Origin of the sequence: Aquirufa beregesia, assembly GCF_011090385.1 — a bacterium.
In the GTDB taxonomy this organism is placed as follows: Bacteria; Bacteroidota; Bacteroidia; order Cytophagales; family Spirosomataceae; genus Aquirufa; species Aquirufa beregesia.
Genome location: NZ_SEWW01000004.1, coordinates 218513 through 244424, shown reverse-complemented (window position 1 = coordinate 244424; position 25912 = coordinate 218513). Strand labels below are relative to the sequence as shown.

Genomic DNA, 25912 nt, shown 5'->3' with positions numbered 1-25912 from the left:
CATGATTGAATTATTAGATTCCAAACATGAACGAGCAGACTTTGATTGCGGAAAAGACTTACTAAACAATTATGTTAAAACACAAGCCTCCCAAGATGTAAAAAGAAAACTAGCCGCATGTTTTGTACTGACGGAACCCTCCTCTAGCCCGATTCAAGGCTTCTATACACTTTCTAATTACAGTATTCCATTACATCATTTCCCCGAGTCCGTCCAAAAGAAACTACCTCCATCCTATTCCTCCATCCCTATTAGTCTCCTAGGAAGATTAGCTGTAGATAAAAAATTCCAAGGAAAAGGTTTAGGTAAAATCTTACTCATTGATGCCCTCAAAAGAAGTTTTAAAGCATCTCTTCAAATGGGGTCATTTGCCGTCGTAGTAGATCCCATCGATTCAGAAGCCCATGTTTTCTATGAACAATTTGGTTTTATTACATTACCTGATAGTGGCAAAATGTTCATTGCCATGAAAACGCTAAAGGAGTTATTCAAATAAGGACAAGCTTTATAATTTTTTCCAAAGGGACTATTAAAAGAGTTTTAATCCGACCAATTATCAACAAACTGTTTATTTTCCTAACAGCTAGATTTTGTCACTTTCAATGCTCAAATTCGAATTAATATAGATGATGTAAATGCTAGTAAGTTTTGATTCATCCTCTGAAAGTTCTAGTTCAATACATTGGAATATTCATTTTTGTAATAACTTTGTAATTACAAATTCATTCATATGAAAATCTCCATCATAGCTATTGGAAACTCAAAAGGCATACGTCTTTCAAAAACAATGCTCGAAAAATATCAAATAGAAGACAGCATTGAACTCATTTTACAGGAAGATTGCATTGTTTTAAAACCTATTCAAAAAGCTAGAAAAGGCTGGACTGAAGCATTCCAACAAATGAGTGAAAACCAAGAAGATCAATTACTGATACCCGATGTATTCGAAGATGAATCCTTAGAAGCATGGAAATAAAGCAATACCAAATCGTGCTTGTCAATCTGGACCCCACCCAAGGAAGTGAAATGAAAAAAACACGTCCCTGTGTTGTTATTTCTCCGAATGAGATGAATCAATATTTGCAGACTATCGTCATAGCACCCATGACCAGCCAAAGCAAAGCTTATCCCACCCGTGTCTCTGTTCGCTTTAATGAAACCCAAGGTTGGGTGGTATTGGACCAAATCCGCACCATCGACCGAAAACGGATCATCAAAACAATGGAATTTCTACATGCCACGGAAATTGCACAACTGAAAAGAACACTACAAGAAACTTATGTAGATTAAACTTCTACTATGCCCCCACTAAAGCTTTATTACTAAAAAAATCGCGCAAAGGTCTTACTTGGCGACGGGAAATGGAAATGTTGACATCGTTGTTCAACTTAATAACTTTAGCAATTTTTAAATCAATAGACGATATATAGGTGGGATTGACTAAAGCCGATTTGGAAGGGCGAATAAATCCATAATCTTGCAATAGAGTTTCAAAGAATTTCAAAGTCCGACAAGAAAGAACCTTGCGACCATCTTTCAGAAAAATATTGGAATAATTTCCTTCTCCGCGGATAAACAAAATACAAGTAGGGCAAACTTTAAAGGTTCCTAAATTTATCAACAACTTCTCGTCGCTAGAAACAGAATTAACATTTTTCATAAATTGAGTAGATTAATCGGACACAGGGAACTAATACGATGTAAAGCTAGGCAATGTTCCTAAATAAAAATTTATATTTCACGTTATTTGTGTTATTAACGCTTTTAAACAACATGTAGGCCCTTTTATTTTAACAATTCATTCGCTTTCAATAATGTGTTCAAACACAAATCGTGGAAAATATCTCTCAAAACTTAATTTAATTACAAGCTAAAATAAACCCAAATACTTATTTGCAGGTCAGGCGGCTTTGAGAAAATCCTTACCTTTAAGAAAAAAATACAACATGAAATACAGACGTTTTGGCAAAACAAATTGGCAAATAAGTGAAGTAGGCTATGGGATGTGGGGCCTAGCTGGTTGGACAGGTTCCGACGACAATGAAGTTCAAAAATCCTTAGAATTATCCGTAGAATTAGGCTGTAATTTCTTCGATACCGCATGGGGTTATGGAGAAGGCTTATCTGAACAAATTTTGGGTACGCTATTAAAAAAGCATGCCGACAAACAATTGTATGCAGCCACCAAAATTCCGCCTAAAAACTTCATTTGGCCCTCCAAATCTCATTTTGAATTAAAGGATTGTTTCCCCGCTCAACACATCATTGAGTACACGGAAAAAAGCCTTAAAAACTTAGGTGTGGAGCAAATAGATTTGCAACAATTCCATGTTTGGGAGGATGCTTGGGCAGACAATGATGACTGGAAAGAGGCTGTCCAAAAATTAACACAAGAGGGCAAAGTGAAACATTGGGGAATTTCAGTTAACCGTTGGGAACCCCATAATTGCCTTCGTTCATTAGAAACGAACTTGTTTTCTTCTGTTCAGGTGATATATAACATCTTTGACCAAAACCCAGAAGATCAATTGTTCCCGCTTTGTCAAAAATTAGACATCGGCGTCATCGCTCGTGTACCATTAGATGAAGGAAGCTTAACTGGCTTATTGGATTATACTACTACTTTCCCAGCCGACGATTGGCGTTCCACTTATTTCGTTCCAGAAAATTTAACTTCTAGTGTAGACCATGCTAATGCACTAAAACCATTGGTTCCAGCCAACATGGACATGCCTGAAATGGCACTACGTTTTATCTTGTCAAATCCTGACGTAGGCACTATTATCCCAGGAATGAGAAAAATCAAACATGTGAAAAGTAACATTGGCACTTCCGACGGACAAGGATTAGCTCCAAGTCTTTTGGAAGAGCTAAAACAACACCGCTGGGAAAGACAGCCTACCGAGTGGTCCCAATAGATTGATCAAAGAGCTCTTTTAACTGAGCTTCTTCCCTGAATCCCGATGTTTTTTGGAGTAATTTTCCACCTTGGAAAACCAAAAAGCTCGGGATTTCGTCTATCCCAAAAGACTGTAAAATAGCTTGATTGCCATCAGCCTCCACTTTCAGCACCGTCACCTTACCCGTATAATCCTGTGTTAGTTTGTCTACAGTAGGCATCATTTTTAGGCATGGGGCGCACCATTTGGCATAAAAATCCACAACAACGGCCTTTTCACTTTGTATTTTCTTGGTAAATTCTGCTAGATCCCAACCTTTATCGTGAGCCACATTCGGCACTCCCTCCAAAGGTTTCAATTTGGTCGTCCATTTCAAATACCCGCCTTTCAATTCTGTCACTTGAAATCCTTCCTTACGCATCAATTCCGCCGCTTGTGCAGAGCGCCCTCCTGAAAGACAATAAATCAATACAGGCTTATCTTTGGACAATTTCTTGATTTGCTCAGCAAAATCGACTGACCGAAAATCGATATTCAATGCCTTAGGCAAATGGCCTCCACCAAATTCTCCGGAGGTTCGTACATCCAATAAAATGGCAGTAGGGTTCTCTTGAATCTTTTTTTCAAAGACCTCTACTTCAGCAGTCTGGGCATAAGCCTGCCACGAAAAAAGAATAGAAAAGGCGAAAAGAGAGGAAAAAAGGAATTTAGCTTTCATTATTATTTCATTAATTATCAGCGATTTAAGCAGCTGACTTTCGGTAAATCAGTGATTTTATCTAAAAAATACGTTATTTTGCATGGCAATTTAATCAATTACAACGTAATCCATTTATTCACAATAATAATTATACGATGAGTGCAATACAGTACGTTCACGCAAGACAAATTTTAGATTCACGTGGAAATCCCACAATCGAGGTAGACATCAAAACAGAAGATGGCGCTTTCGGTCGTGCAGCCGTTCCTTCCGGAGCCTCTACAGGTATCCATGAAGCAGTGGAATTACGCGATGATGATAAATCTGTTTATGTAGGAAAAGGCGTTTTAAAAGCCGTAGAAAACGTAAACACAACTATCGCAGAGGAATTATGGGGCCTAGAGGTATCTGAGCAGAACATGATCGACCGTTTGATGATCGAATTAGACGGTACACATAATAAAGGAAAATTAGGAGCTAACGCTATTTTAGGTGTTTCTATGGCAATAGCCAAAGCAGCTGCTCAAGAAGCGGGTCTTCCACTTTACCGTTACATCGGTGGAGTAAACGCCAACACACTTCCTGTGCCTATGATGAACATCTTAAATGGTGGTTCTCATGCTGATAACAGCATTGACTTTCAAGAGTTCATGGTTATGCCAGCTAAGGCAGAAAGTTTCTCTCATGCATTACGTATGGGTACAGAGGTTTTCCATGCTTTGAAAGGCGTATTGAAAAGCAAAGGATATTCAACCAACGTAGGCGATGAAGGTGGTTTTGCACCAAACATCAAGTCAAACGAAGAGGCTATTGAAATCGTATTACAATCGATCGAAAAAGCAGGCTACAAACCAGGTGAGGAAATCTTCATCGCTATGGATGCCGCTTCTTCTGAATTCTTCGATGAGAAAACTGGATTGTATACCTTCAAAAAATCTGACGGAAAACAATTGAACAATATGGAAATGGCTGCTTATTGGCAGACTTGGGTGAACAAATACCCAATCATTTCGATTGAAGATGGTATGGCGGAAGATGATTGGGCAGGTTGGGCTGAACAAACTAAATTGATCGGTTCTAAGTGCCAATTGGTAGGAGACGATTTATTCGTAACGAATGTGAAGCGTTTACAACAAGGTATTGAGCAAGGTGTAGCTAATGCTGTTTTGGTAAAAGTAAACCAAATCGGTTCATTAACTGAAACAATTGATACGGTAAACTTGGCGAAACGCAATTCTTACAAAAACATCATGTCACACCGTTCAGGAGAGACGGAAGATGCGACCATCGCTGACTTGGCTGTAGCTTTAAATACAGGTCAAATCAAAACGGGTTCTGCTTCACGTTCTGATCGTATGGCTAAATACAACCAATTGCTTCGTATTGAGGAGGAATTAGGTGCTAACGCATATTTCCCAGGTTTGAATTTCTAAGAACATGGATCGCGTTAAAGGGCTTTTTTTTGGAAAATATCGCTTCTACGTAATCTCTACTAGTATTATGCTAGTTTGGATGTTCTTTCTAGATACCAATGACCTTCGGGTACAATACCGTCTTTGGAACGAGCTTAGAGTGATGAAAAATGAGAAAGCTTTTTACCAACAAAAACTAAAAGAACTGGAAAAAGAGCGCCGCATGGTGGTCGGAAATCCAGCCTTGTTGGAAAAATATGCGCGGGAAAAGTATCTGATGAAGCGACCCAACGAGGATATTTTTGTCATCGTAGATGAGGAAAATAAACCCTTGGAACCCTAATAAAAAAGCTCCCATTGGATGGGAGCTTTTTTTATGTCTTTCAGACTAAGCGTATAATCTTCTTAAGGATTTGATTATCAATTTCTTGGACAATAAGAGTGGAATCTTAATCGTTTTCCACAACGCTGTCAAGGTTTGGAACCTTGCCAGCGTTAGGGGAAAATTCCTTTTCTACCTCAAAACCTCTCCATTAAAACTTTAAATCCTTGCTGGAAATAGTGGATTTCTCTGCCGCATTTCCTTTCCATACACTCCACGGCTCCGTTCTTTGTTTCATGACCGTAGCGCCCATACTAACAAAGGTTCCTTCGCCAATCACAGAACTGTCACGGATGGTAGCATTGACACCAAAGAAACAATAGTCGTTCACTTGGCAATTACCAGAAAGCACTATTTGCGAAGTAAAAAATACGTGGTTGCCAATCCTGCTATGATGACCAATGTGATTCCCAGACCATAACACACAGTTGTTACCAATCTGCACATAAGGCTGTATCGTATTATCTTCTAAAATGAAGCAATTCTCTCCAATTTTATCTGTCAAGACGGTGGCATGTGAGCTAATATACGAAATGTACTTATACCCTTTTTCCAAGCCTTGTTCATAAACCCTTGCCCGAACTTGGTTCATTCCTGCTGCCGTCATCGGTGCAAAAAACAGGTAGTCAACAGGTGGAAAATGTTGTTCTACAGTTTCAAATGGAACTAAAGGTAATCCATGAAATTCACGCTCTTTAATGTACTGTTCCTCAACCGTAAAGCCTGCAACTTCATGTTCACTATCGTTCTGTAAATAATATAAAGCTAATTCTGCTGACTGTGTATTTCCAAAAATGATAACCTTTCCCATATATTCAATCGATCCAATGATTCAAACAAAAACGTACATGTGACAGAAATTTTTAAAACAAGGCTACTCCTGTCATTTCTTTAGGTTGTTCTACCCCCATTAACTTTAAGATAGTAGGCGCAATATCCCCTAATTTACCGTTCGACATGGTCGGGTGATCATGGGCATCTACTAAAATACATGGCACTAAATTGGTGGAGTGTGCCGTATTAGGTGATCCATCCTCATTGATCATCATGTCGGCATTTCCGTGGTCAGCAATGATGATGAAGCTATATCCATGTGCCAAACCAGCTTTCACTACTGCCTCCGCACATTGGTCCACCGTTTCTACCGCTTTCACTACGGCTGAAAAAACACCTGTATGACCCACCATGTCAGGATTAGCAAAATTTAAACACACAAAATCCACTTCTTCTTTCTCCAATTCCGGAATCAAGGCATCTCGCAAATCCGCGGCTGACATTTCAGGCTGCAAATCATACGTTGCCACCTTAGGAGAATTTCTTAAAATATTCGTTTGCCCCACAAATGGGGTCTCGCGTCCTCCTGAAAAGAAGAAGGTTACGTGAGGGTACTTTTCTGTTTCAGCAATACGAATCTGCTTCTTGCCTGCTCCTTCCAACACTTCGCCTAGGGTCATCGGTAGGTTAGAGTCATTGAATATGACATGTACGTTGTTAAACTCTTTGTCGTATTCCGTCATGGTCAAATAATACAAATTCAAGCGGTGCATGTTTTCCTCATGGAAATCCTTCTGCGTTAAAGCTTGTGTTATTTCACGTCCACGGTCAGTACGGAAATTGAAACAAATCACCACATCCCCCTCGGCTATTTTCGCCAATGAAGTACCATTTGCATCTGTTGCTATGATTGGCTTGATAAATTCATCCGTTACATCGGCCGCATAGCTATCCTTAATGGCCTGAATCACATCTTGAGTCAAATGACCTTCTGCATCCACCATCGCATGGTAAGCCAATGCCACACGCTCCCAACGGTTATCTCGGTCCATAGCAAAATAACGACCTGTCACTGAAGCAACATGAGCACCAGTCTTGTCGCAATGTTGAACTAAATCCGTCATAAACTTCAAGCCAGATTTAGGATCAGTATCTCGCCCGTCCGTAAATGCATGAACAAAAACCTTAGGCAATTGCGCCTCTTGAGCTGTGCTCAACAATGATTTCAAATGCTCAATGTGTGCGTGAACACCCCCATCGGAAACAAGGCCCATAAAATGTACAGCTTTACCTTCTTTTTTAGCATATTCAAAAGCTTTCGCTAATTCAGGCTCCTGGCCTAGCGTATTTTCTGTAACTGCTTTATTAATTCTGACCAAATTTTGGTATACAATACGACCAGCACCCAAATTCATGTGACCTACTTCTGAGTTACCCATTTGACCTTCAGGAAGGCCTACAGCTAAACCAGATGCCTCTAATTTGGAATGAGGGTATTGGGTATATAAGGATTTAACAAAGGGGATATTGGCTGCATCTATGGCAGAAACCTTTGGGTTGGTAGCAATTCCCCAACCATCTAATATCATCAGTACAACTTTCTTATTCACGGTATTACATTTATTTCCTATAAAATTAGCCAAAATCAGGGAAAAAATTGGCTATTCCTCCTCTAGAACTTTTGATAAATGAACAATATCTGCCACTTCAATGACGCTTTTGTCATATCCATGTATCGTGACAGCTATCATAGCCTGTCCCAACTCCTTTAAGGTACATACCATGTTTGGCGCTATCCATCTCAAAAACGGGTACATCCAGTTAATATATTGATAAAACGGTAAAGCGTGTTGCAAACCTGGGGTAGGATGTATCATCCCTGGTCGAAAGGCATAAGCGGCTTTAAAATGCCATTTTCTAAGATCATTTTCTGTCTTTCCTTTGACCCTCGCCCACATCAAACTCCCCTTTTCTGTTGCATCGGTGCTTTTACCCGAAACATATACAAACGTTAATTGGGGATTATATTTTTCTATGGCTTTAGCAAAGCCCAAAGTCAGGTCATAAGTTACCTGCGTATATGCTGCCTCGTTTTTCCCAATGGATGTCACTCCCAAACAAAAATAACAAGCATCATAACCTTTGACTTGTTCTTCCAACTCCTCCGTTTGATAAAAATCTTTCAAAATAATCTCTTTTAATTTGGGATGAGATTTACCTGAAGGACGACGACTAATGACCAATACTTCTTCCACATGAGGTGAAAGTAAACATTCATGCATGACACCTTCCCCACCATACCGGTAACCCCCGTTACGATTACTTTGATTTTTGAATTTTTCATGGTAGAATTGAATTATGAAAATTTGAGTTTAAATTTAAAAGAACACATGAACAATCGTCGCGAATTTTTACAGCAATCTGGCCTTTTAGCCGCAGGTTCAGCACTAGCAGGTTCAGGAGCTACTCCTTCTATGAATTTCATCCATCACGTATTGTTTTGGGCTAAAAACCCGAACAACGAGGCCGAAAAAAACCAACTGTTCAAAGCCCTCAAATCTCTTGGAGGCCTTCCCATGATTCAGTCTGCCCATGTTGGCAAACCCATCATTACGGATTTCGATAAACCTGTTACCGAGGGAAGTTATACTTTTTCTGTGGTATTGACTTTTGCAGATGCCGAAAAAGAAAAAGAATATTTATACCATCCTTTGCATAAAAAGTTCATCGATGACAACAAGCATCTTTGGGGTAAGGTTCAAGTAATCGATTCCCAAGCTATTTAATTTGACCAACAACCTATTTTTACTATGAATAACAATCGGAGAGACTTTCTCAAATTGAGTGGATTAGCCGCACTAGGCGGATCTGCCAAATGGGAAATCAAAGACTTGGCTACCAGCATGCAGGTAGAACAAGGTAAGCAAGTATTTAACATGTCGGGCTACGCTGCCCCTAAAATTGAAACAGTCCGTATAGGATTTATTGGATTAGGAAACCGCGGTTCAGGAGCCATCACACGAGTTAATCGCATAGATGGAGTAAAGACCGTGGCAGTCTGTGATATCCGAAAAGAAAAGACGGCTGCCGCTCTTAATGCTTTAGGTAAAATGGGCATTCAACCCATTGTCTATGGTGAAAAAGAGGAAGCATGGAAAGCCATGTGCGACCGACCAGATATCGATTTAATCTACATTGCTACCCCATGGCATTTGCATACACCTATGGCCGTTTATGCCATGAAACAAGGTAAGCATGTGGCCGTTGAGGTTCCGGCTGCCACCACCTTGGAAGAATGTTGGCAATTAGTAGAGACTTCGGAGAAGACCAAAAAGCATTGTATGATGCTGGAAAACTGTTGCTATGACTTCTTTGAATTATTAACACTCAATATGGCTCGTCAAGGATATTTCGGAGAAATCATCCATGCCGAAGGAGCCTATTTACATGATTTATTAGATCATAATTTTACTCAAAGTACCTATTACCAAAGCTGGCGTTTGAAAGAGAATCTGCGCAATGGTAATTTATATCCGACTCACGGTTTAGGCCCTATTTGCCAATTGTTGGATATCAACCGTGGAGATCAAATGGATTATTTGGTATCTACTTCCACCAATGATTTCTCTATGCACGCACGTGCCGTGGAATTGGCAGCAAAAGACCCTTTCTACCAACAATTCACCAATAAGAGTTTCCGTGGAAACATGAATACCACCACCATCCGAACCGTGAAAGGCAAAACGATGATGGTGCAACATGACGTATCTACTTCTCGTCCATACTCACGTATTCATTTATTGAGTGGGACCAAAGGTATGGCCGTAAAATACCCAGATGCCAAAATTTCGGATCATCATCACAACTGGATTTCAGCAGCAGAAATGGCAGAATTAGAAAAGAAATATGCGCCCCCGATCGTGGCCAAGATTGGTGAATTAGCTAAGCAAATTGGCGGGCACGGAGGCATGGACTTTATGATGGATTGGCGCTTGATCGATTGCTTAAGAAATGGACTGCCATTAGATCAAAACGTCTACGATGCTGCTACTTGGAGCGCAGTTGGACCATTGAGCGAAATGTCTGTTAAAAACAGATCTCGCTCCATGAATGTCCCTGATTTTACTCGTGGAAGTTGGAAGTCCAACACCCCTGTAGACATCACCTTAGCTCAAGGAGGAAGCACAGGAGTGAAGGCTCAAAAATAAAGCTTACTGCTTCTTTTTTCCCCAGAACTTCTTGCCTCCCTTTTTGGGACCAGAGAAATTTCGCCCCTTATCGCCAGCCTTTTGTAAGGCTGGCTCATAAGCGGGGCCAGCTCCAAATTCTTCTGGAATGGGGGATTTGGTGACTTCTTTTTCTAATAATTTCTCAATACTAGCAAATTTCCGCTGTTCAGCTGGGCTGATTAGGGTATAGGCAGTACCTTGACTTTCTGCCCTCGCTGTACGACCAATGCGGTGGATGTAATCTTCTCCATCGTTGGGCACATCGTAATTGATAACCAATTCTATTTCGTCGATGTCAATACCCCGACTTAAAATATCGGTTGCCACCAAGATCGTTGTCTTCTTATTTCTAAAATCTTGCAATACTTGTTCACGAACATCCTGTTCCAAATCCGAGTGAATTTCTTCCACTTTAAATTTGGCTCTTTTTAAATCCGTAGTCAGTGTTTTCACATTTTGCTTTCTAGAACAAAAAATGATCACCCGACTATACTCCTTCAAACGTAGCAAATGCTTAATCAACGGAGATTTTTGTTCTTCAAATACCACAAAAGCCTCTTGAACAATTTGCTCTGGGGGTTTAGATACGGCAATGTTGATTTCAACAGGATTCTTCAATAATTTCCTGGCCAATTCCCGCATTTTATGTGGCATGGTGGCTGAAAACAAGAGGTTCTGACGCTCTGGACTCAAAAAGGAGGTGATTTTAATTAAATCATCTTGGAAGCCCATATCCAACATACGGTCTGCCTCATCCAGCACCAGATACTTTACCTCTTTGAGATTAACATAACCCATATTTAAATGGGCAATCATTCTGCCAGGAGTACAAACGACAATATCACAACCGCTCGTTAAAGCCGTCTTTTCTGTCGTAAAAGATTGACCATCCCCTCCGCCATATACGGCAATGCAGGAGACATTCGTAAAATACCCTAAACCCTCCATATTGTCTGCGATTTGGATCGCCAATTCACGAGTTGGAACAATGATTAAGGCATTGATTTTATTTTCAGCATGCGGCTCTGTAATAATTTTATTCACAATGGGCAGCAAGAATGCGGCCGTTTTACCTGTACCGGTTTGTGCTGAAGCAATGATATCTCTCCCTTCCAAAATCGGTTGAATAACTTGCGATTGTACGGGAGTAGCGGTCTTGTAGCCCATGGAATCAATTCCTGCTAAAAGGCTGTCGGCCAGACCTAATTCTTTAAATGTCAAAATAGTTTGATTAAAATGATGCCATATCCTACCAAGGATATGCTGAGGCAAATTTACGCCTTATATCTCACATTTCTTTGTTTTTAAGAAATGCCCAATTCTAGACTATGCTTTAACCTGCCTCTTGGCTAAGAAGTACATACCAAGCCCCGAAAAAACCAATAATACTAAACTGGCTCCATCCTGCCAAGAAAAAGATTCCGGATGATGAAGTAGATATTCCCAGCTCTTGGCTTGAGTACCGGTCCAGACGGCAAGCGCCGTTCGAGGTAACATACCAATCATCCCAGCCAAACAAAAATCTAGGAAGCTGACCCCCAAAAAAGACATCATGGCATTGGTGATGGCAAAGGGAAATATAGGCGAAAGCCGGGCTAGAAAAACCCAAGAAAAAGACTGAGCCTGAACATTGGATAAAAACTGAGCTCCTTTTTTCGTGCGTTTAATCCAGCGAATCATGGCATGTCCTTTCCATAATTTGGCCATACCAAAACCTAATATTGAGGCTAAACTGTAGGCTACAATCAAAGGCCAAATGCCTTGAAAACCCCAGATATAGCCTACAAACAGGGCCAAAAAAGTAGTTGGGCATAAAGCTAAACCCATCACAAATACGGTGGCTACCCAAAAAAACACTTGTTGACTAACACTCAGGTTTAGAAAAAAGCTCGGGTTGGAAACAGCCAAATAGCCTAAAGCAAGGCTCGAAATAAAGGGTAATAGACCCATCCACAGCAGGTAAGCAATTTCAAAAAAGAGTTTTTTCCGGAAGCGCATGTGGAAAGAGATAGAACAACAAAGATAGGGGAATTTCATAATCCAGCCTATTTGCCTACCTTTGCAAGGCTGTTTACCCAGAAAGAAAGCCCATGGAAATTGCCATCGTTAAATACAATGCAGGGAATGTTGCCTCCGTGATGTACGCACTCGATCGAATCGGGATGCCATATACATGGACAGACGATGAGGCTATTCTGCGCCAAGCGGATAAAGTAATCTTCCCTGGTGTGGGTGAGGCAAGCACGGCCATGGCTCATTTGAAAGAAAAAGGACTTGACCTGCTTATCCCTCAATTAAAGCAACCCGTTTTAGCCACCTGCATTGGTATGCAATTACTATGTAAGCATTCGGAAGAAAACGACACTACTTGCATGGGTGTATTTGATGTAGAAGTTAAACGCTTTCAATCCAATGAATTGAAAATCCCGCATGTAGGCTGGAATTCCATCCAAGCTAATCAAGATAATCCTTTGATGGAAGGATTAAAAAAAGAGGAGTTCGTCTACTTTGTACACTCCTTTTATGTACCTGTGAATCCTTTAACAACGGCTGTTTGTGAGTATGTACAGCCATTTTCGGCTATGCTTCATCAGGACAATTTCTATGCGGCCCAGTTCCACGCGGAAATTAGTGGTATGGCTGGCCAACGAATTATTGAAAATTTTCTCGCTTTATAAATGATGTTCCAACTTATTCCCGCCATTGATTTAATAGGAGGCCAATGTGTTCGCTTGACTCAGGGTGATTATGCTCAAAAAAAAGTGTACCATGCTGACCCATTGGAAATTGCGAAAGAATTTGAGGGAGCTGGAATCCAACGATTGCATTTGGTGGATTTAGATGGAGCCAAAGCCAAGAAAATCGTCAATGCACATGTATTGGAAAGAATTGCGCATGGGACGAATTTACACATCGATTTCGGAGGAGGGGTTCAGTCCGACGAAATGATTGATATGGCTTTTTCTGCTGGGGCCAAACAAATTACAGCGGGAAGTATTGCCGTAAGACAACCCGAATTAGTCAGAACTTGGTTAAAAAAATATGGTGCCGATAAAATCATTTTAGGAGCAGATGCCCACCATGAGCAAATTGCGGTATCCGGTTGGCAGGAAAACTCCAACATCTCTATATTTGATTTCTTGAAAGATTACTGTGCTGCTGGGGTGAAATATGTGATTTCGACCGACGTAGCCAAAGATGGTCTTTTACAAGGGCCAAGTTTTGATTTATACGAAAAAATTCAAGCCCAAGAACCCGAACTGCAGCTCATTGCGAGTGGCGGGGTGGCTTGTTTAGATGATTTATACCGACTGCGCGACATGAATATTTTTGGCGTAATTGTAGGAAAGGCCTTTTATGAAGGACGAATTAGTTTAGCGGAATTAGCCACCTTTGCCAAAGAATCTGCATGTTAACTAAAAGAATCATTCCTTGCTTGGACATCAAAGATGGTAGAACCGTCAAAGGCACCAACTTTGTGGATTTGCGTGATGCGGGAGATCCCGTAGAGTTGGGAGCCTTATATGCACAAGAAGGGGCCGATGAATTGGTTTTTTTGGATATCACGGCCACCGTGGATGACCGGAAAACCTTGGTCAATTTGGTACGAGAAGTAGCTAGACATGTCAATATTCCTTTCACGGTGGGTGGAGGGATATCTTCCATTCAAGATGTTTCGGTCTTATTAAATGCTGGTGCGGATAAGGTGTCTATCAACTCTTCGGCCGTTAGAAATCCCGATTTAATTGATGAATTAGCCCTACAATTTGGCTCTCAGTGCATTATTGTGGCCATCGATACCCGTTGGGTAGATGGGACAGATTGGGTACATACGCATGGAGGAAGAAAAATTACCGAGATTCAGACCATTCCATGGGCCAAAGAAGTAGAGAATAGAGGAGCAGGGGAAATCCTATTGACCAGTATGGATGCGGATGGAACCAAAGCTGGATTTGCCAATGCACTTACAGCCACCGTTTCATCGAATTCTTCCATACCGATCATTGCCTCAGGAGGGGCAGGAAGCATGGAGCATTTTTATGAAGTATTCACCGAAGGGAAAGCCGATGCTGGCTTAGCGGCTAGTATTTTTCACTTCAAAGAAATAGCTATTTTAGATTTAAAGAATTACCTAGCCAGCAAAGGAATTCCGATGCGTATTTAATACATTCACAAGAATTTTTGACAAGATGAACTCAAGCCCCGATTTTTCTAAAGGATTACTACCTGCTGTTATTCAGGATGCCTCGACATTGCAAGTATTAATGCTTGGATACATGAACGAGGAAGCCTATTTCAAAACACAGGCTGACAATATTGTTACTTTTTATTCCCGATCGAAAGAGCGATTATGGACAAAAGGCGAAACTTCAGGAAATTTCTTTCATGTTAAAAACATCCTATTGGATTGCGATCAAGATACCTTGTTAATCCAAGTGGACCCCGTTGGTCCGGCTTGTCATAAAGGTACTGATACCTGTTTCAACACCTCCAATCAGGATAATGCAGCTTGGTTAGATTATTTAAAACACATCATTCGTTCTAGAAAAGGCGCTTCAGCAGACACCTCTTATACGGCTTCTTTATTCCAAAAAGGGACTAATAAAGTAGCACAAAAAGTAGGGGAAGAGGCCGTGGAATTAGTGATTGAAGCCATGTCCAACAATGATGAATTATTCAAAGGCGAAGCCGCCGATTTAGTCTTTCACTTATTGGTATTGCTCGAAGATCGAGGAATTGGTTTAGAAGAAATTGTTAAATTGCTACAACAAAGACACGCCAAATAACATGATTGGATTCATCATTCGTTACATCATCATTGCAGGAGTGATTTTAATCATTCCTCGCTATTTAAAAGGGATTGTGGTGGATGGATTCACCACCGCACTTCTAGTGGCATTAGTCATGGGATTCCTAAATTCCTTTGTTAAGCCTTTCCTACATATCATCAGTTTTCCCATCACCTTCTTAACCCTTGGTTTATTTTCCTTGGTCATCAATGTGGCCATCGTGTATTTAACTGAATTATATGTTCCTGGATTTCAGGTAAGCGGATTTGTGGCCCCTTTAATCTTCAGTTTTCTCGTAAGTTTCGCTAGTACGGTGGTGGGTTGGTTCACCAAATAATCAAGGTAAACCGTTTTGAAAGGTAATTTCTGTGGCTAATCCAATGGCACTGAAACGGAAAGCCATGCAATAGGCTTGTGAAGGATTAGTGATTTTATCACAATGGGGTCCTTTCTCTAAGAAATAAATGTAGTATTCTTGATTGCGATCTGCCAATTGTTGGATATCCGGTTTACCTAATATATCCTCAATATCATTGGAACTCACGCCTTTTAAATTCTCTTTGTGCGCTTTTAGCCAAGCAACCTGTGAACTTCTACTTCCTTGGCAACCTGCCTCATCTTGCACAAATTTATCTACATCAAAACCACGTAAATCAGGCTGTTTGGTACAAGAAGATAAAAGCCCTATAAGCATAAAAAAACCATAAAATCGGAAAGATGGGAACATAGGGCTCTGTTTGAAAAATCAAAAATACAGAAAGGATTCCCGACAGGAAAGCTCCATGGGATAAATTCATGGATTTAGGCAAATTGTTGGTAAATTCAGACCAAATTTATGTGATGCGCGTATTACTTTGTCCTGACAAATTTAAAGATTCCTTAACTGCCGCAGAAGTCTGTCAGGCTTTAGCCCTAGGAATTAAAAAGTCCTATCCTGATACCATCATCCAATCACTACCATTGGCAGATGGTGGTGAAGGGACCTTAGATGTTATCCGAGAAATTTTCGGGGGGGAATGGGTCAAGGTCATGGTAAAAGACCCACTTTTTAGGCCCATAGAAGCCCCCTACCTTTGGGTGAAGGAAAGTCAACACGCCTTTATCGAAATGTCCCGTGCATCAGGAATAGAATTACTCAAAAAAGAAGAACGAAATCCGGCATTGACGAGCACTTTTGGAACGGGAGAGCTCATTCTACATGCCATGAATCAAGGAGCTAAACGAATTACCTTAACCGTGGGAGGCTCAGCTACCAACGATGCCGGAATGGGTATGGCTGCGGCACTAGGATTCCTTTTTTTAGATGAAAATGGAAAAGAATTAGCCCCTATTGGCGAAAATTTGATGCATATCCGTCAAATTATCCCAAGTCAAATAGAAGATCAATTAAGACAAGTTCAATTTCAGGTAGCCACCGATGTACGCAATGTGCTGTATGGCCCGCAAGGGGCAGCTCATGTTTTTGCCAAACAAAAAGGAGCTGACGAAACTTTGATTAGACAATTGGATCATGGACTGATCAATATGGCCACTTTCTATCCCAAGCAAGAAATTGCCCAAAGCCCTGGTGCAGGGGCAGCAGGAGGTCTAGGGGCGGGAGCGATATTCTTCTTACAAGCCAGTATACATTTAGCCTCGGAATGGATCTTGGATTTAGTCTCTTTTGATCAACATGCCGCACAAGCCGATGTCATCATCAGTGGGGAGGGAAAAATTGATGTACAATCTTGGGAAGGAAAATTAATCTCAACGGTCATTCAACACAGTCAAGCACTTCAAAAACCCATTATTTTGGTTTGTGGAGGATTACAAGATGAAGACAAAATACCGGAATCCATGCAGCATATCCCGGTTTATCCCATTTTAGTTCCACCCATTCGTTTAGAGGAGGCCATGAGCCAAGCGGCTTCTTATTTACGTCAGATTGGAGAACATTTGAAACTATAATTGCACCAATCGATGAGCCGCTTCTAATAATACCTCATCCGATTTGGCAAAACAAAAACGTAAAATCGTATCTCCTGGTGCTTTTTCATAAAATACAGAAATGGGAATGGAGGCCACTTTGATTTCTTTAGTCAACCTTTCCGCCAAATCCACATCCTTTTCATGACTAATCTCGCGATAATCCATACATTGAAAAAAGCTACCATGGCTGGGCAATAGTTTCCATTTACTTCCTTCAAAAGCGGAGGCAAATAAATCCCTTTTTCTTTGGTAAAATGCAGAAAGACCCAAATAATGAGCTGGTTCTTTTAGGTAATCAGACAAAGCATACTGCAAAGGGGTGGCACTGGAAAAGGTCACCCATTGATGTAATTTTTGAAATTCTCGGGTTAAGTATTCAGGAGCTAAACAATAACCAATCTTCCAACCCGTAATGTGATAGGTTTTTCCAAAAGACCCACAAACAAAACTACGTTGACGTAGCTCTGGATGTAACAAAACCGAATAATGCTTTTGACCGTCAAAAACAATGTGTTCATACACCTCATCTGAAATAATCAGGATGTTGGTTCCTTTCACTATTTCGGCCAAAGCATGTAAATCATTTTCAGTCCAAATAGCCCCAGTGGGATTATGTGGACTATTCACCATGATAGCCCGAGTCTTGGGAGAAATGGTGCGAGCTAGCTCTTCCCAATCAATTTGAAAGCCGTTTTGGGCATCCATGGATAAATGAATAGGAATACCTCCCGCCAATCGAACAGCAGGGTCATACGCATCATAACTTGGATCAAACATGATGACCTCATCGCCTGGAAACACACAACAATGAATAGCACAAAATAAGGCCTCCGTAGCACCCGAAACGACCGTTACTTCTTTGTTAGCATCGATATCAATGCCATAGAAAAGACTGGTTTTATCGGCAATACTTTGCTTAAATATTGGCACTCCAGCCATGGGGGCATATTGATTATGGCCTTTGGAATAAAATGCCAACAAAGCTTGAAGTTCCTCAGAACAATCAAATCCCGGAAAGCCTTGAGACAAATTCAAGGCTCCATGCTCGGCAGCCAAGGCCGACATTTTCGTAAAAATAGTGGTTTGTACTTGAGCTTGTTTGGAAGGAAAGCTAATCATATTAATCCATCAAAGGTTCTCCATCCAACCACACTTGTTGGACTTTTAAATCATCACTCATATGTATCAGACAAGCTTTTTTCCCAACTTCAACCGTCCCCAAATCCTGTTCTAAATTAGCTACTTGAGCTGGATAAAGGGTGGCCATGCGAATGGCTTCTTCCACATCCATTCCTACCTGATAAACACAATTTTGAATAGCCTGTTCCATGGTCAAGGCCGACCCTGATAAGGTACCAGACTCATTGGAAAATTTACCATCCTTTTTATCAAATAAATAGGGCCCCGACACGTCATGAGTCACCGCATCAGTAATCAAAAACAAACGATTTTTCTTCAATTCTTTGGCCAATTTCACCGATCGAAAATCACAATGAAGTCCATCCACAATAATACTAGTCCAGGCTTCACTCGAAAAGCTTGCTCCCACTAAACCAAGCGCACGACTTTGCCATTGAGACATGGCATTAAATAAATGCGTAATCCGTTTGGCTCCTTTGGCTAAGGCATGATTAGCTTGATCAATCGTCGCATCGGAATGCCCTAAAGACACCATGATGGGGCTATTGATGATATAATCCAAAGCATCCTCAGAGAACATTTCAGGAGCAATGGTCATATAAATAGGTAAATCCCCTGCACGCTGTACTATTTCTTGTATATAAGCTACGCTAGGTTTTTGCACATATTCTTCTTTATGAGCCCCCTTTCGAATCGGATTAAAAAAAGGTCCTTCCAAATGCAAGCCAATCAATCCTTTCCCTCCTTGCGCTAAATACGATTGACACGAGGAAATAGCCTTCCACATGGTTTCCTTAGGAGAACAGTTTAAGGTAATCTGAAAATGAGTTGTCCCCGTTTTATGATGTTCTTCAAAGGTCTTGGCAATGGAGGCTTCCGTTGGATGGTTGGAAAACAAAAGTTCTCCTCCACCATACACCTGTAAATCGATGAATCCAGCACAGATAAAACCACTTCCTTGTAGGTCTCCTTCTACTGATTTAATTTCCTGAATACGGCCTTGATGTACATGAATTTGTTGATCCATCAACCACTCGTAGCCTGTAAAAACTCTTTTTGCTAAAATAACCATTGACTTGAATTAATAACCTGCGGCTTGTCCATCTTTTCTAGATTCCGACGCACCAAAATACACTTTTCTAATAGGATCCCAACGAATGGCTTGGTAGCCTCCGTAGATTCCATTCATAAAACCTACTTGATGTCCTTTTTGTAACAATTCCCGAATAACCTCATAAGGATATCCACTTTCCAAAGTAATCGTTCCACCCGTCAACTCCATCGCTTCCCCAGTGGGTTCAGATGAGCCCTCATGATTTAATCTAGGAGCATCTCCCGCTTCTTGGATATTCATACCAAAATCTACCACATTCATCACAATTTGTACGTGACCCATGGGCTGAAAAGCTCCTCCCATCACACCGAAGCTTAAGAAAGGCTGTCCGTCTTTAGTAACGAAAGCTGGAATGATGGTATGAAAAGGACGTTTACCTGGGGCAAAGGTATTATTTTCTCCTTCATTCAAGCTATACATCTCTCCTCGATCTTGGAACATAAACCCTAAACCATCGGGCATCATGCCAGAACCAAATCCCCGGTAATTACTTTGAATTAAAGAAACCATATTTCCGTCTTTGTCGGCGATGGTCAAATAAATCGTATCCCCATCTTTTAGAGCTGGATTTCCCGCATCAAAATGCTTGGCAGCGCGGTTAGCCTGAATCAATTTTCTGCGCTCAGTGGCATAGGATTTAGAGATTAAATTGGCCACGGGAATTTTAGCAAACTCTGGATCAGCATAATACTTAGCACGGTCTTCAAATACTAATTTTTTAGCTTCGGTAAATAAGTGAATATGTTCTGCACTACCATGCTTGATTTTTGAAAAATCATAGCCTTCCAAAATATTCAACATTTGCAAAGCAGCTATGCCTTGTCCATTGGGAGGTAATTCCCAAACATCATATCCACGATAATTGACCGACACAGGGTCAATCCAAGTAGAAGTATGGGTAGCCAAATCTTCATAGCTAAGAAACCCTCCATTTTTTTTCATGAAAGCATCCATAGTTCTGGCCATATCGCCTTTGTAAAAGGCATCTCGACCTTCCTTTCCAATTCGCTCTAAGGTATTGGCTAGGTTAGGGTTTTTAAACACATCACCTATAACAGGTGCCTTACCCATTGGATAATAATGCTGAGCTACATTGGGGAATCTTCCGTAATTCGCCTCCACTCTTTGCAATGCCGAGGCAAATTCACCATGAACCGGAAAGCCATTTCTAGCGTAGGATACGGCTTTTTCCAGCACCTTGGACATGGGCATTGAGCCAAATTTTTTATGCAGTTCAAACCAAGCATCCACGCAGCCAGGTACACTCACGGGAAGAGGACCCACACTTGGAATATGTTTCAAGCCACGCTTTTTCAATTCGGCTAAGGTCAAGGATTTTGGCGATCTGCCAGAGCCATTCAATCCATATAGTTTTTTTGTTTTGGCATCCCAAACAATGGCAAATAAATCCCCTCCGATTCCATTCACATGAGGTTCTACGACACCTTCCATGGCATTGGCCGCAATGGCGGCATCAATGGCATTTCCTCCGGCTTTTAATACATCTAAAGCGGCTTGCGTAGATAATGGATGTGAGGTAGCTGCCATGCCATTTTGGGCAATTACTTCAGAACGAGTAGCCCATAATTTGCCATAAGGCCGATCTTGAGCCATAAGGCTTAAGGGAAATAAAAGGAATAAGAGTACTTTTTTCATGATGAAAGCGTGTTAAGACTTTCAATTTAATGAGATTAATTCGAATATTTATGTGGGTGTATCTAGCCTTAACGCTGTCAAGGTTTAAAACCTTGACAGCGTTGCGTTTTAACGATCGAAATTCCCATCATATTGTCCAAGAAATTGATATTAAATCAGACTCAAAATGGAGTCTTTACGAAAGGGGGAATGAACCCCAAACTCATATTCGTCCAAGAAACAAAAAGACCTCGGACAATGTCCGAGGTCTTTCCATTAATCCCCAAAATATATGTTTAAAAAATACTATGCTGTTTTACGGAGTTTTTGTTTGATACGTTCCGACAAATAATACATACATGGTACGATAATCAATGTTAATGCCGTGGAGAAAGTCAAACCGAAAATAATAGTCCAAGCTAAAATTCCCCAGAATACTGCGGAATCTGATCCAAAGAAAATATGGGGATTCAATTCGGTAAACATGGCAGCAAAGTCAATGCTCAAACCTAAGGCCAAAGGTATCAAACCTAAAACCGCCGCAGACGCTGTCAATAATACCGGAGTTAAACGAATTCCTCCTCCTTCAATAATGGCTTCTTTCAAATCATATCCACGTTTGAACCGTAATTCCTCGATAAACTCAATCAAAAGAATACCATTTTTCACTACGATACCTGCTAAAGCAATCACACCTACTCCCGACATCAATACCGAGAAGGTCATTCCAAAAGCTAGGAATCCTAAAATAACCCCTACTAAGGAAAGTAAAATTGTAGCGAAAATAATAAGAGGTTTCACTGCTGAGTTAAACTGGGTCACCAAGATTAAGTAAATCAAAATCAAGGCCGAGATAAAAGCAATTCCTAAGAATGCACCCGTTTCTTGCTGTTGCTCTTGCTCTCCACCCATCTTAATCTTATAGCCTTGAGGTAATTCCATAGTTTCAAATAAACTATTCAATTCCGCCACAATCTCATTGGCATTATAGCCTTCAATCACATCGGAACCTAGGGTTACTACACGCTCTTGGTTTTTACGATTGATCTGGCTGAATGAAGAAGCATAACGAATATCTGCTATGGAGCTCAAGGGTACTTGGCGCAATAAACCTCCTGAATTCATATCACGATAGGTGATATTCATGGAAAGCAATTTTTCAATTTGATTTCTCGAGTTACCTTTCAAACGTAATTGAATTGGATACTCATCTTTAACGTCACGGTATTTAGAAATTTCAACACCAAACAATGCCCCACGAATAGCCATGGCCACTTGAGCTGAGGAAATACCTTCTCTACTGGCCTTCTCACGATTCACATCCACGATAATTTCAGGCTTATTGGTTACTAAGTCCGACTTCAACTCTTGGATACCTTGGACACCTGCTTTTTGAATCGTATTCAGTACTTTTTTCTCTAAATCCAATAATACACCAAAGTCATCACCCGAAATCTCAATGGAGATAGGCTTACCTGTTGGAGGACCATTTCTTTCACGCTCAATCGCCATTTCCACTCCTGGAATAGGATTTGTCTTGAACGAGTTTTGAAGTTTAGTCAATAAATCTTGTGTCGACAATCCACCACGCATTTGAACCTTCTCAAACGCTATCGTCACTTTACTTTTATGAGGAGTAGCACTACGATCTGGATTCATCGGATCTCCCGCGTTTTTACCTACGTTGGAAATAACGGAATTGACAATTTTCATCGCTTGCTCTTTCTTCAAGAAAGTAAATACCCTGCCTTCAATCACCTTGGTCATGGAATCTGTCACCACAGCATCCGTTCCTATCGGCATTTTAGCATAGATATAGACATAATCTGGATCACCTGAAGGGAAGAAAATCACCTTTGGTTTCACGATACCAAATAACATGAATGAGAATACCAATAGACCGAAAGAAGCCAATACCGCATAAATAGGTCTAGGTCCTTCTAATACCCATGATATCACTCGACGGTAGGCATTCTTGAATGCTGGTAAAGTTTTATCTTGGAAAGGCACAATCCATTTCGGTGTTACCACGAAGTGATTGAACACATAAATAATTACCGCAAATAGGAAGAAATTACCGAATCCAAAATGACCTAATTGGAAGCCTAAAACATAGCCCCCTAAAGTAAGACTCAATAGGACAAATACAGTCTTACGAATATCTGAAAATTTAGGATTCTTCACATCATTCACCTCTTCATCATGACGCTTCATGAATGACATCGCAAATACGGGATTCATCACGTAGGCTACGAATAAAGAAGCAAACAAGGTAATGATTAACGTAATCGGCAAGAATTTCATGAATTCACCGACGATACCTGGCCAGAATAATAATGGCAAGAAAGGTGAAATGGTGGTTAATGTACCCGATAATACTGGCACAAAAACTTCTGAAGCGGCTAATTTAACCGCCTCGACAATACTCAATTTCTTGAAATTGTTAAACAAACGGTGGGCATTTTCAATCACCACAATGGCATCATCTACCACAATACCTAAGCTCAACAAGAAGGCGAAAAGCACAATAGTATTCAAAGTAAAATCAAAGCCAGGCATGAATAAGAATGTCAATAAGGCCGATAGTGGTACAGATAATCCCACAAAAGCAGCATCACGCACACCCATGAAGAACATCAATACGATTACTACGAAAACGAAACCCAAGATAACGGTATTAATCAAATCCGCTAAATCTCCACGAGTTCTTTCCGACTGATCCGCTGTAATGGAAACAGTCAAACCACTTGGGAAACGTGTTTCTTTGTAATCTTCTATCGTTTTTTCAATACGATCAGCCGCATCAATTAAGTTGGCCCCCGCACGTTTGATGACGTTTAATGTAATAACGGACTTATTGTTTAAGCGAGCAAAATCTTGTTTCTCTTCAAAACTATCTTGCACATCAGCTACGTCTTTTAGTCGTACTACGGCACCTGTACTCGAACGAATGATGATGCTAGACAATTGCTCCATGCTTTTGAACTCTCCTGTCACACGCAGGGCACGTCTCACACCATTTACAGGAAGCTCTCCTCCTGAAATATTCACATTTTCTCCTTGTACTACCGATTGTATATCGTAGAAAGTCAAACCATAGCTCTGCATTTTCGCCAAATCCAAATTGATTTGAACCTCACGTTTTAAAGCACCAATGATATCTACACGATTAATTTCAGGCATTCCTTCAATTTCATCTTGCAAATCCTCTGCGTATTTTTTCAATTTATCCAAAGGATAATCTCCCGCAATGTTGATGTTCATGATAGGGAATTCTGAAAAATTCACCTCTGCCACGGATGGTTGTCTAGTCAAATCTTTAGGCAAATCTGCGATGGACTTATCCACGGCATCTTGTACACGCTGTTTAGCCACAGGTACAGATACATCGGTATTGAACTCAATGATGATCACAGATACATCCTGCAAAGCATTTGATTTAACGCTTTTAACCCCAGTAACTGCTTTTAATTGCTTTTCAATGGGCTTATTAATCACATTTTCTATGTCCGTTGGTGTAGTACCTGCATATACCGTTTGTACCACCATTTGCGGAACTACGATATCTGGGAATTGCTCTTTTGGCAATTGTTTGTAGATACCTATACCTGCCACAAAAATGATGAAGGTAAAGATGTAAATGGTCGTACGATTATGCCCTAACCATTCTATCATATTATAGATTAGTCCTTTTCCTTCGGGCAATTGTTCGTTTTTTATATTTTTTTCCATGTTGTGGATTCTTTCAGATTAGAATGAAATGGCTTGACCGTCAACTAAATCTTGGTAGCCTTGGGTGATGATTTGGTCTCCCGCTTTAATTCCAGAAGTAATTTCGGCTTGACCATTGTAAGATAAGCCAATCGACACTTGACGTGCACGTGCTACTTTCTTACCAGCTTCATCAACAGCCACATAAATCAAATTTCCCTTTTCCGTTTTTTGGATTAAATTTTCATCCAATACAATGGCATTTGCTTTTGAAACATCATTGATGTTGATCACCGCCAATTGATTTGGCTTTAATTCATTTCCTACATTCGGAATACGTGCTTCGATATCAAAAGTACGAGACAATGGGTTCACCAATTGAGAAACCAATGTAATTCGAGCCTTAACTTCTTTGTTAATATCTGGGAATTTAATCACGATAGGATCACCTACTTTCACAGATCCAACATAGGTATCAGAAATTTTAGCCGCCACTTTCAAGTTACCTAAATTCACAATTTGTATGATGGGTAAACCTGGAGAAGCCATTTCACCTGCTTTTTGACGAACAATTTCAATGGTTCCAGAAATCGGAGCAATCACTTTCGACATAGACAGTTGAGCTTGTAAGGTAACTAAGCGTTTTTCCAAGGATTCTTTATTCGACTTAGCACTCAAATACTGAACTTCTGTTCCAATTTGTTGATCCCACAATGACTTTTGTTTGTCAAAAAGAATTTTGGCCAAAGTCAATTGATGTCTTACTTCTTCCATAGATTCCTTCAAAATATTGTTGTCCAATGTGGCAATCAATTGTCCTTTTTTGATGGTTTGACCAGCCACTACAGGCAAAGTAAGGATAGCTCCAGCTGTTTGAGGACTAACTAAAACGGTATTTTCTGCCAATACAGAACCTTGAGCTTCCACAAAGTGGTTGAAAGTTTGAGCTTGAATAGGACTTACTCCTACGGCAACTACTTTTTCAGCCGTTTTTGGATTCTCTTTGCCAATCTCCTTTTCGATGGCAACGATTTGAGTATTAATTTCTTGAGCTTGCTTCTTCAAATCAGCTAACTCTTGTTTTTTATCTACTGACTTGGAGCAAGATGCAACAAGTAATACAGCGGTTAATAAAATGGTAAGATTTTTCATATGAT

The 25912-nt window shown here is 40.5% G+C and carries 27 protein-coding genes; 14 read left to right on the top strand and 13 right to left on the bottom strand.

The genetic code is table 11. From position 1 onward, the window contains the following. Position 1: 1 nt before the first annotated feature. From EWU23_RS08360 to EWU23_RS08350, 3 genes are all read left to right on the top strand, one after another. Positions 2-496, top strand: a complete 495-nt coding sequence (locus tag EWU23_RS08360) for a GNAT family N-acetyltransferase (RefSeq protein ID WP_166230736.1) — start codon at positions 2-4, stop codon at positions 494-496. Positions 497-730: 234 nt separating this feature from the next. Then, positions 731-976 (top strand): AbrB/MazE/SpoVT family DNA-binding domain-containing protein, encoded by a 246-nt coding sequence (locus tag EWU23_RS08355; protein ID WP_166230733.1) that lies wholly within the window; start codon positions 731-733, stop codon positions 974-976. After that, complete coding sequence (locus EWU23_RS08350; protein ID WP_166230730.1) at positions 967-1290, top strand: type II toxin-antitoxin system PemK/MazF family toxin; 324 nt, start codon at positions 967-969, stop codon at positions 1288-1290. The genes EWU23_RS08355 and EWU23_RS08350 overlap by 10 nt, the downstream gene beginning before the upstream one ends. A 7-nt stretch (positions 1291-1297) precedes the next feature. Here the strand turns inward: EWU23_RS08350 and EWU23_RS08345 are convergent, their stop codons facing one another. After that, positions 1298-1660, bottom strand: coding sequence for a LytR/AlgR family response regulator transcription factor (locus tag EWU23_RS08345; protein ID WP_166230727.1), 363 nt, complete (start codon positions 1658-1660; stop codon positions 1298-1300). A gap of 286 nt (positions 1661-1946) precedes the next feature. Between EWU23_RS08345 and EWU23_RS08340 the strand changes: the two genes are divergently transcribed. Further along, on the top strand, positions 1947-2918 hold the full coding sequence (locus tag EWU23_RS08340; protein ID WP_166230724.1) for an aldo/keto reductase: 972 nt from the start codon (positions 1947-1949) through the stop codon (positions 2916-2918). On the opposite strand, the gene EWU23_RS08335 is transcribed toward EWU23_RS08340, so the two are convergent. After that, positions 2899-3618 carry a thioredoxin domain-containing protein gene (locus EWU23_RS08335; protein ID WP_166230721.1) on the bottom strand — a complete coding sequence of 240 codons (720 nt, stop codon included), beginning with the start codon at positions 3616-3618 and terminating at the stop codon, positions 2899-2901. The genes EWU23_RS08340 and EWU23_RS08335 overlap by 20 nt on opposite strands. Before the next feature lie 137 nt (positions 3619-3755). Between EWU23_RS08335 and eno the strand changes: the two genes are divergently transcribed. Both eno and EWU23_RS08325 read left to right on the top strand, forming a co-directional pair. Then, positions 3756-5033, top strand: a complete 1278-nt coding sequence (eno, locus tag EWU23_RS08330) for a phosphopyruvate hydratase (RefSeq protein ID WP_166230718.1) — start codon at positions 3756-3758, stop codon at positions 5031-5033. Positions 5034-5037: 4 nt separating this feature from the next. Then, a complete protein-coding gene (locus EWU23_RS08325; protein WP_166230715.1) occupies positions 5038-5355 on the top strand; it encodes an FtsB family cell division protein in 318 nt (105 codons plus the stop codon). Between the two features lie 190 nt (positions 5356-5545). Here the strand turns inward: EWU23_RS08325 and EWU23_RS08320 are convergent, their stop codons facing one another. The 3 genes from EWU23_RS08320 to EWU23_RS08310 are packed head-to-tail and all read right to left on the bottom strand — an operon-like array spanning position 5546 to position 8450. Further along, positions 5546-6205, bottom strand: coding sequence for an acetyltransferase (locus EWU23_RS08320; RefSeq protein WP_166230712.1), 660 nt, complete (start codon positions 6203-6205; stop codon positions 5546-5548). A gap of 52 nt (positions 6206-6257) precedes the next feature. After that, a complete protein-coding gene (gene gpmI, locus EWU23_RS08315; protein WP_166230709.1) occupies positions 6258-7778 on the bottom strand; it encodes a 2,3-bisphosphoglycerate-independent phosphoglycerate mutase in 1521 nt (506 codons plus the stop codon). A 51-nt stretch (positions 7779-7829) separates the two neighbouring features. Then, positions 7830-8450: a Rossmann-fold NAD(P)-binding domain-containing protein gene (locus tag EWU23_RS08310; RefSeq protein ID WP_317164307.1), complete on the bottom strand. Its 621-nt coding sequence runs from the start codon at positions 8448-8450 to the stop codon at positions 7830-7832. Between the two features lie 108 nt (positions 8451-8558). Between EWU23_RS08310 and EWU23_RS08305 the strand changes: the two genes are divergently transcribed. Continuing rightward, positions 8559-8954, top strand: coding sequence for a Dabb family protein (locus EWU23_RS08305; RefSeq protein WP_166230706.1), 396 nt, complete (start codon positions 8559-8561; stop codon positions 8952-8954). 24 nt (positions 8955-8978) lie between these two features. Next, positions 8979-10376, top strand: coding sequence for a Gfo/Idh/MocA family protein (locus tag EWU23_RS08300; protein ID WP_166230703.1), 1398 nt, complete (start codon positions 8979-8981; stop codon positions 10374-10376). A 3-nt stretch (positions 10377-10379) separates the two neighbouring features. On the opposite strand, the gene EWU23_RS08295 is transcribed toward EWU23_RS08300, so the two are convergent. Further along, on the bottom strand, positions 10380-11618 hold the full coding sequence (locus EWU23_RS08295; RefSeq protein ID WP_205753122.1) for a DEAD/DEAH box helicase: 1239 nt from the start codon (positions 11616-11618) through the stop codon (positions 10380-10382). 105 nt (positions 11619-11723) lie between these two features. After that, positions 11724-12395 (bottom strand): TVP38/TMEM64 family protein, encoded by a 672-nt coding sequence (locus tag EWU23_RS08290; RefSeq protein ID WP_166230700.1) that lies wholly within the window; start codon positions 12393-12395, stop codon positions 11724-11726. 92 nt (positions 12396-12487) lie between these two features. Here EWU23_RS08290 and hisH point away from each other — a divergent pair, with 92 nt between their 5' ends. The 5 genes from hisH to EWU23_RS08265 are packed head-to-tail and all read left to right on the top strand — an operon-like array spanning position 12488 to position 15524. Then, entirely contained in the window at positions 12488-13075 is a 588-nt protein-coding gene (gene hisH, locus EWU23_RS08285) for an imidazole glycerol phosphate synthase subunit HisH (protein WP_166230697.1), read from the top strand. A gap of 3 nt (positions 13076-13078) precedes the next feature. Continuing rightward, on the top strand, positions 13079-13813 hold the full coding sequence (gene hisA, locus EWU23_RS08280; RefSeq protein WP_166230979.1) for a 1-(5-phosphoribosyl)-5-[(5-phosphoribosylamino)methylideneamino]imidazole-4-carboxamide isomerase: 735 nt from the start codon (positions 13079-13081) through the stop codon (positions 13811-13813). Beyond that, entirely contained in the window at positions 13807-14562 is a 756-nt protein-coding gene (gene hisF / locus EWU23_RS08275; protein ID WP_166230694.1) for an imidazole glycerol phosphate synthase subunit HisF, read from the top strand. The genes hisA and hisF overlap by 7 nt, the downstream gene beginning before the upstream one ends. 25 nt (positions 14563-14587) lie before the next feature. Next, positions 14588-15184, top strand: coding sequence for a bifunctional phosphoribosyl-AMP cyclohydrolase/phosphoribosyl-ATP diphosphatase HisIE (gene hisIE / locus EWU23_RS08270; protein WP_166230691.1), 597 nt, complete (start codon positions 14588-14590; stop codon positions 15182-15184). Position 15185: 1 nt separating this feature from the next. Next, complete coding sequence (locus tag EWU23_RS08265; RefSeq protein ID WP_166230688.1) at positions 15186-15524, top strand: phage holin family protein; 339 nt, start codon at positions 15186-15188, stop codon at positions 15522-15524. Here the strand turns inward: EWU23_RS08265 and EWU23_RS08260 are convergent, their stop codons facing one another. Further along, on the bottom strand, positions 15525-15914 hold the full coding sequence (locus EWU23_RS08260; RefSeq protein WP_235942180.1) for a peroxisomal membrane protein PEX14: 390 nt from the start codon (positions 15912-15914) through the stop codon (positions 15525-15527). A 68-nt stretch (positions 15915-15982) separates the two neighbouring features. On the opposite strand from EWU23_RS08260, the gene EWU23_RS08255 reads away from it, so the two are divergent. Continuing rightward, positions 15983-17134, top strand: coding sequence for a glycerate kinase (locus tag EWU23_RS08255; protein ID WP_166230685.1), 1152 nt, complete (start codon positions 15983-15985; stop codon positions 17132-17134). Here the strand turns inward: EWU23_RS08255 and EWU23_RS08250 are convergent. The 5 genes from EWU23_RS08250 to EWU23_RS08230 form a co-directional block, all read right to left on the bottom strand. Continuing rightward, positions 17129-18274 carry a methionine aminotransferase gene (locus EWU23_RS08250; RefSeq protein ID WP_166230681.1) on the bottom strand — a complete coding sequence of 382 codons (1146 nt, stop codon included), beginning with the start codon at positions 18272-18274 and terminating at the stop codon, positions 17129-17131. The genes EWU23_RS08255 and EWU23_RS08250 overlap by 6 nt on opposite strands. A gap of 1 nt (position 18275) precedes the next feature. Next, on the bottom strand, positions 18276-19367 hold the full coding sequence (gene nagA / locus EWU23_RS08245; protein WP_166230677.1) for an N-acetylglucosamine-6-phosphate deacetylase: 1092 nt from the start codon (positions 19365-19367) through the stop codon (positions 18276-18278). Positions 19368-19376: 9 nt separating this feature from the next. Further along, complete coding sequence (ggt, locus tag EWU23_RS08240) at positions 19377-21065, bottom strand: gamma-glutamyltransferase (protein WP_166230674.1); 1689 nt, start codon at positions 21063-21065, stop codon at positions 19377-19379. Between the two features lie 285 nt (positions 21066-21350). Beyond that, positions 21351-24719, bottom strand: coding sequence for an efflux RND transporter permease subunit (locus EWU23_RS08235; protein ID WP_235942185.1), 3369 nt, complete (start codon positions 24717-24719; stop codon positions 21351-21353). 75 nt (positions 24720-24794) lie between these two features. Continuing rightward, positions 24795-25907: an efflux RND transporter periplasmic adaptor subunit gene (locus tag EWU23_RS08230; RefSeq protein ID WP_166230668.1), complete on the bottom strand. Its 1113-nt coding sequence runs from the start codon at positions 25905-25907 to the stop codon at positions 24795-24797. Positions 25908-25912 lie beyond the last annotated feature (5 nt).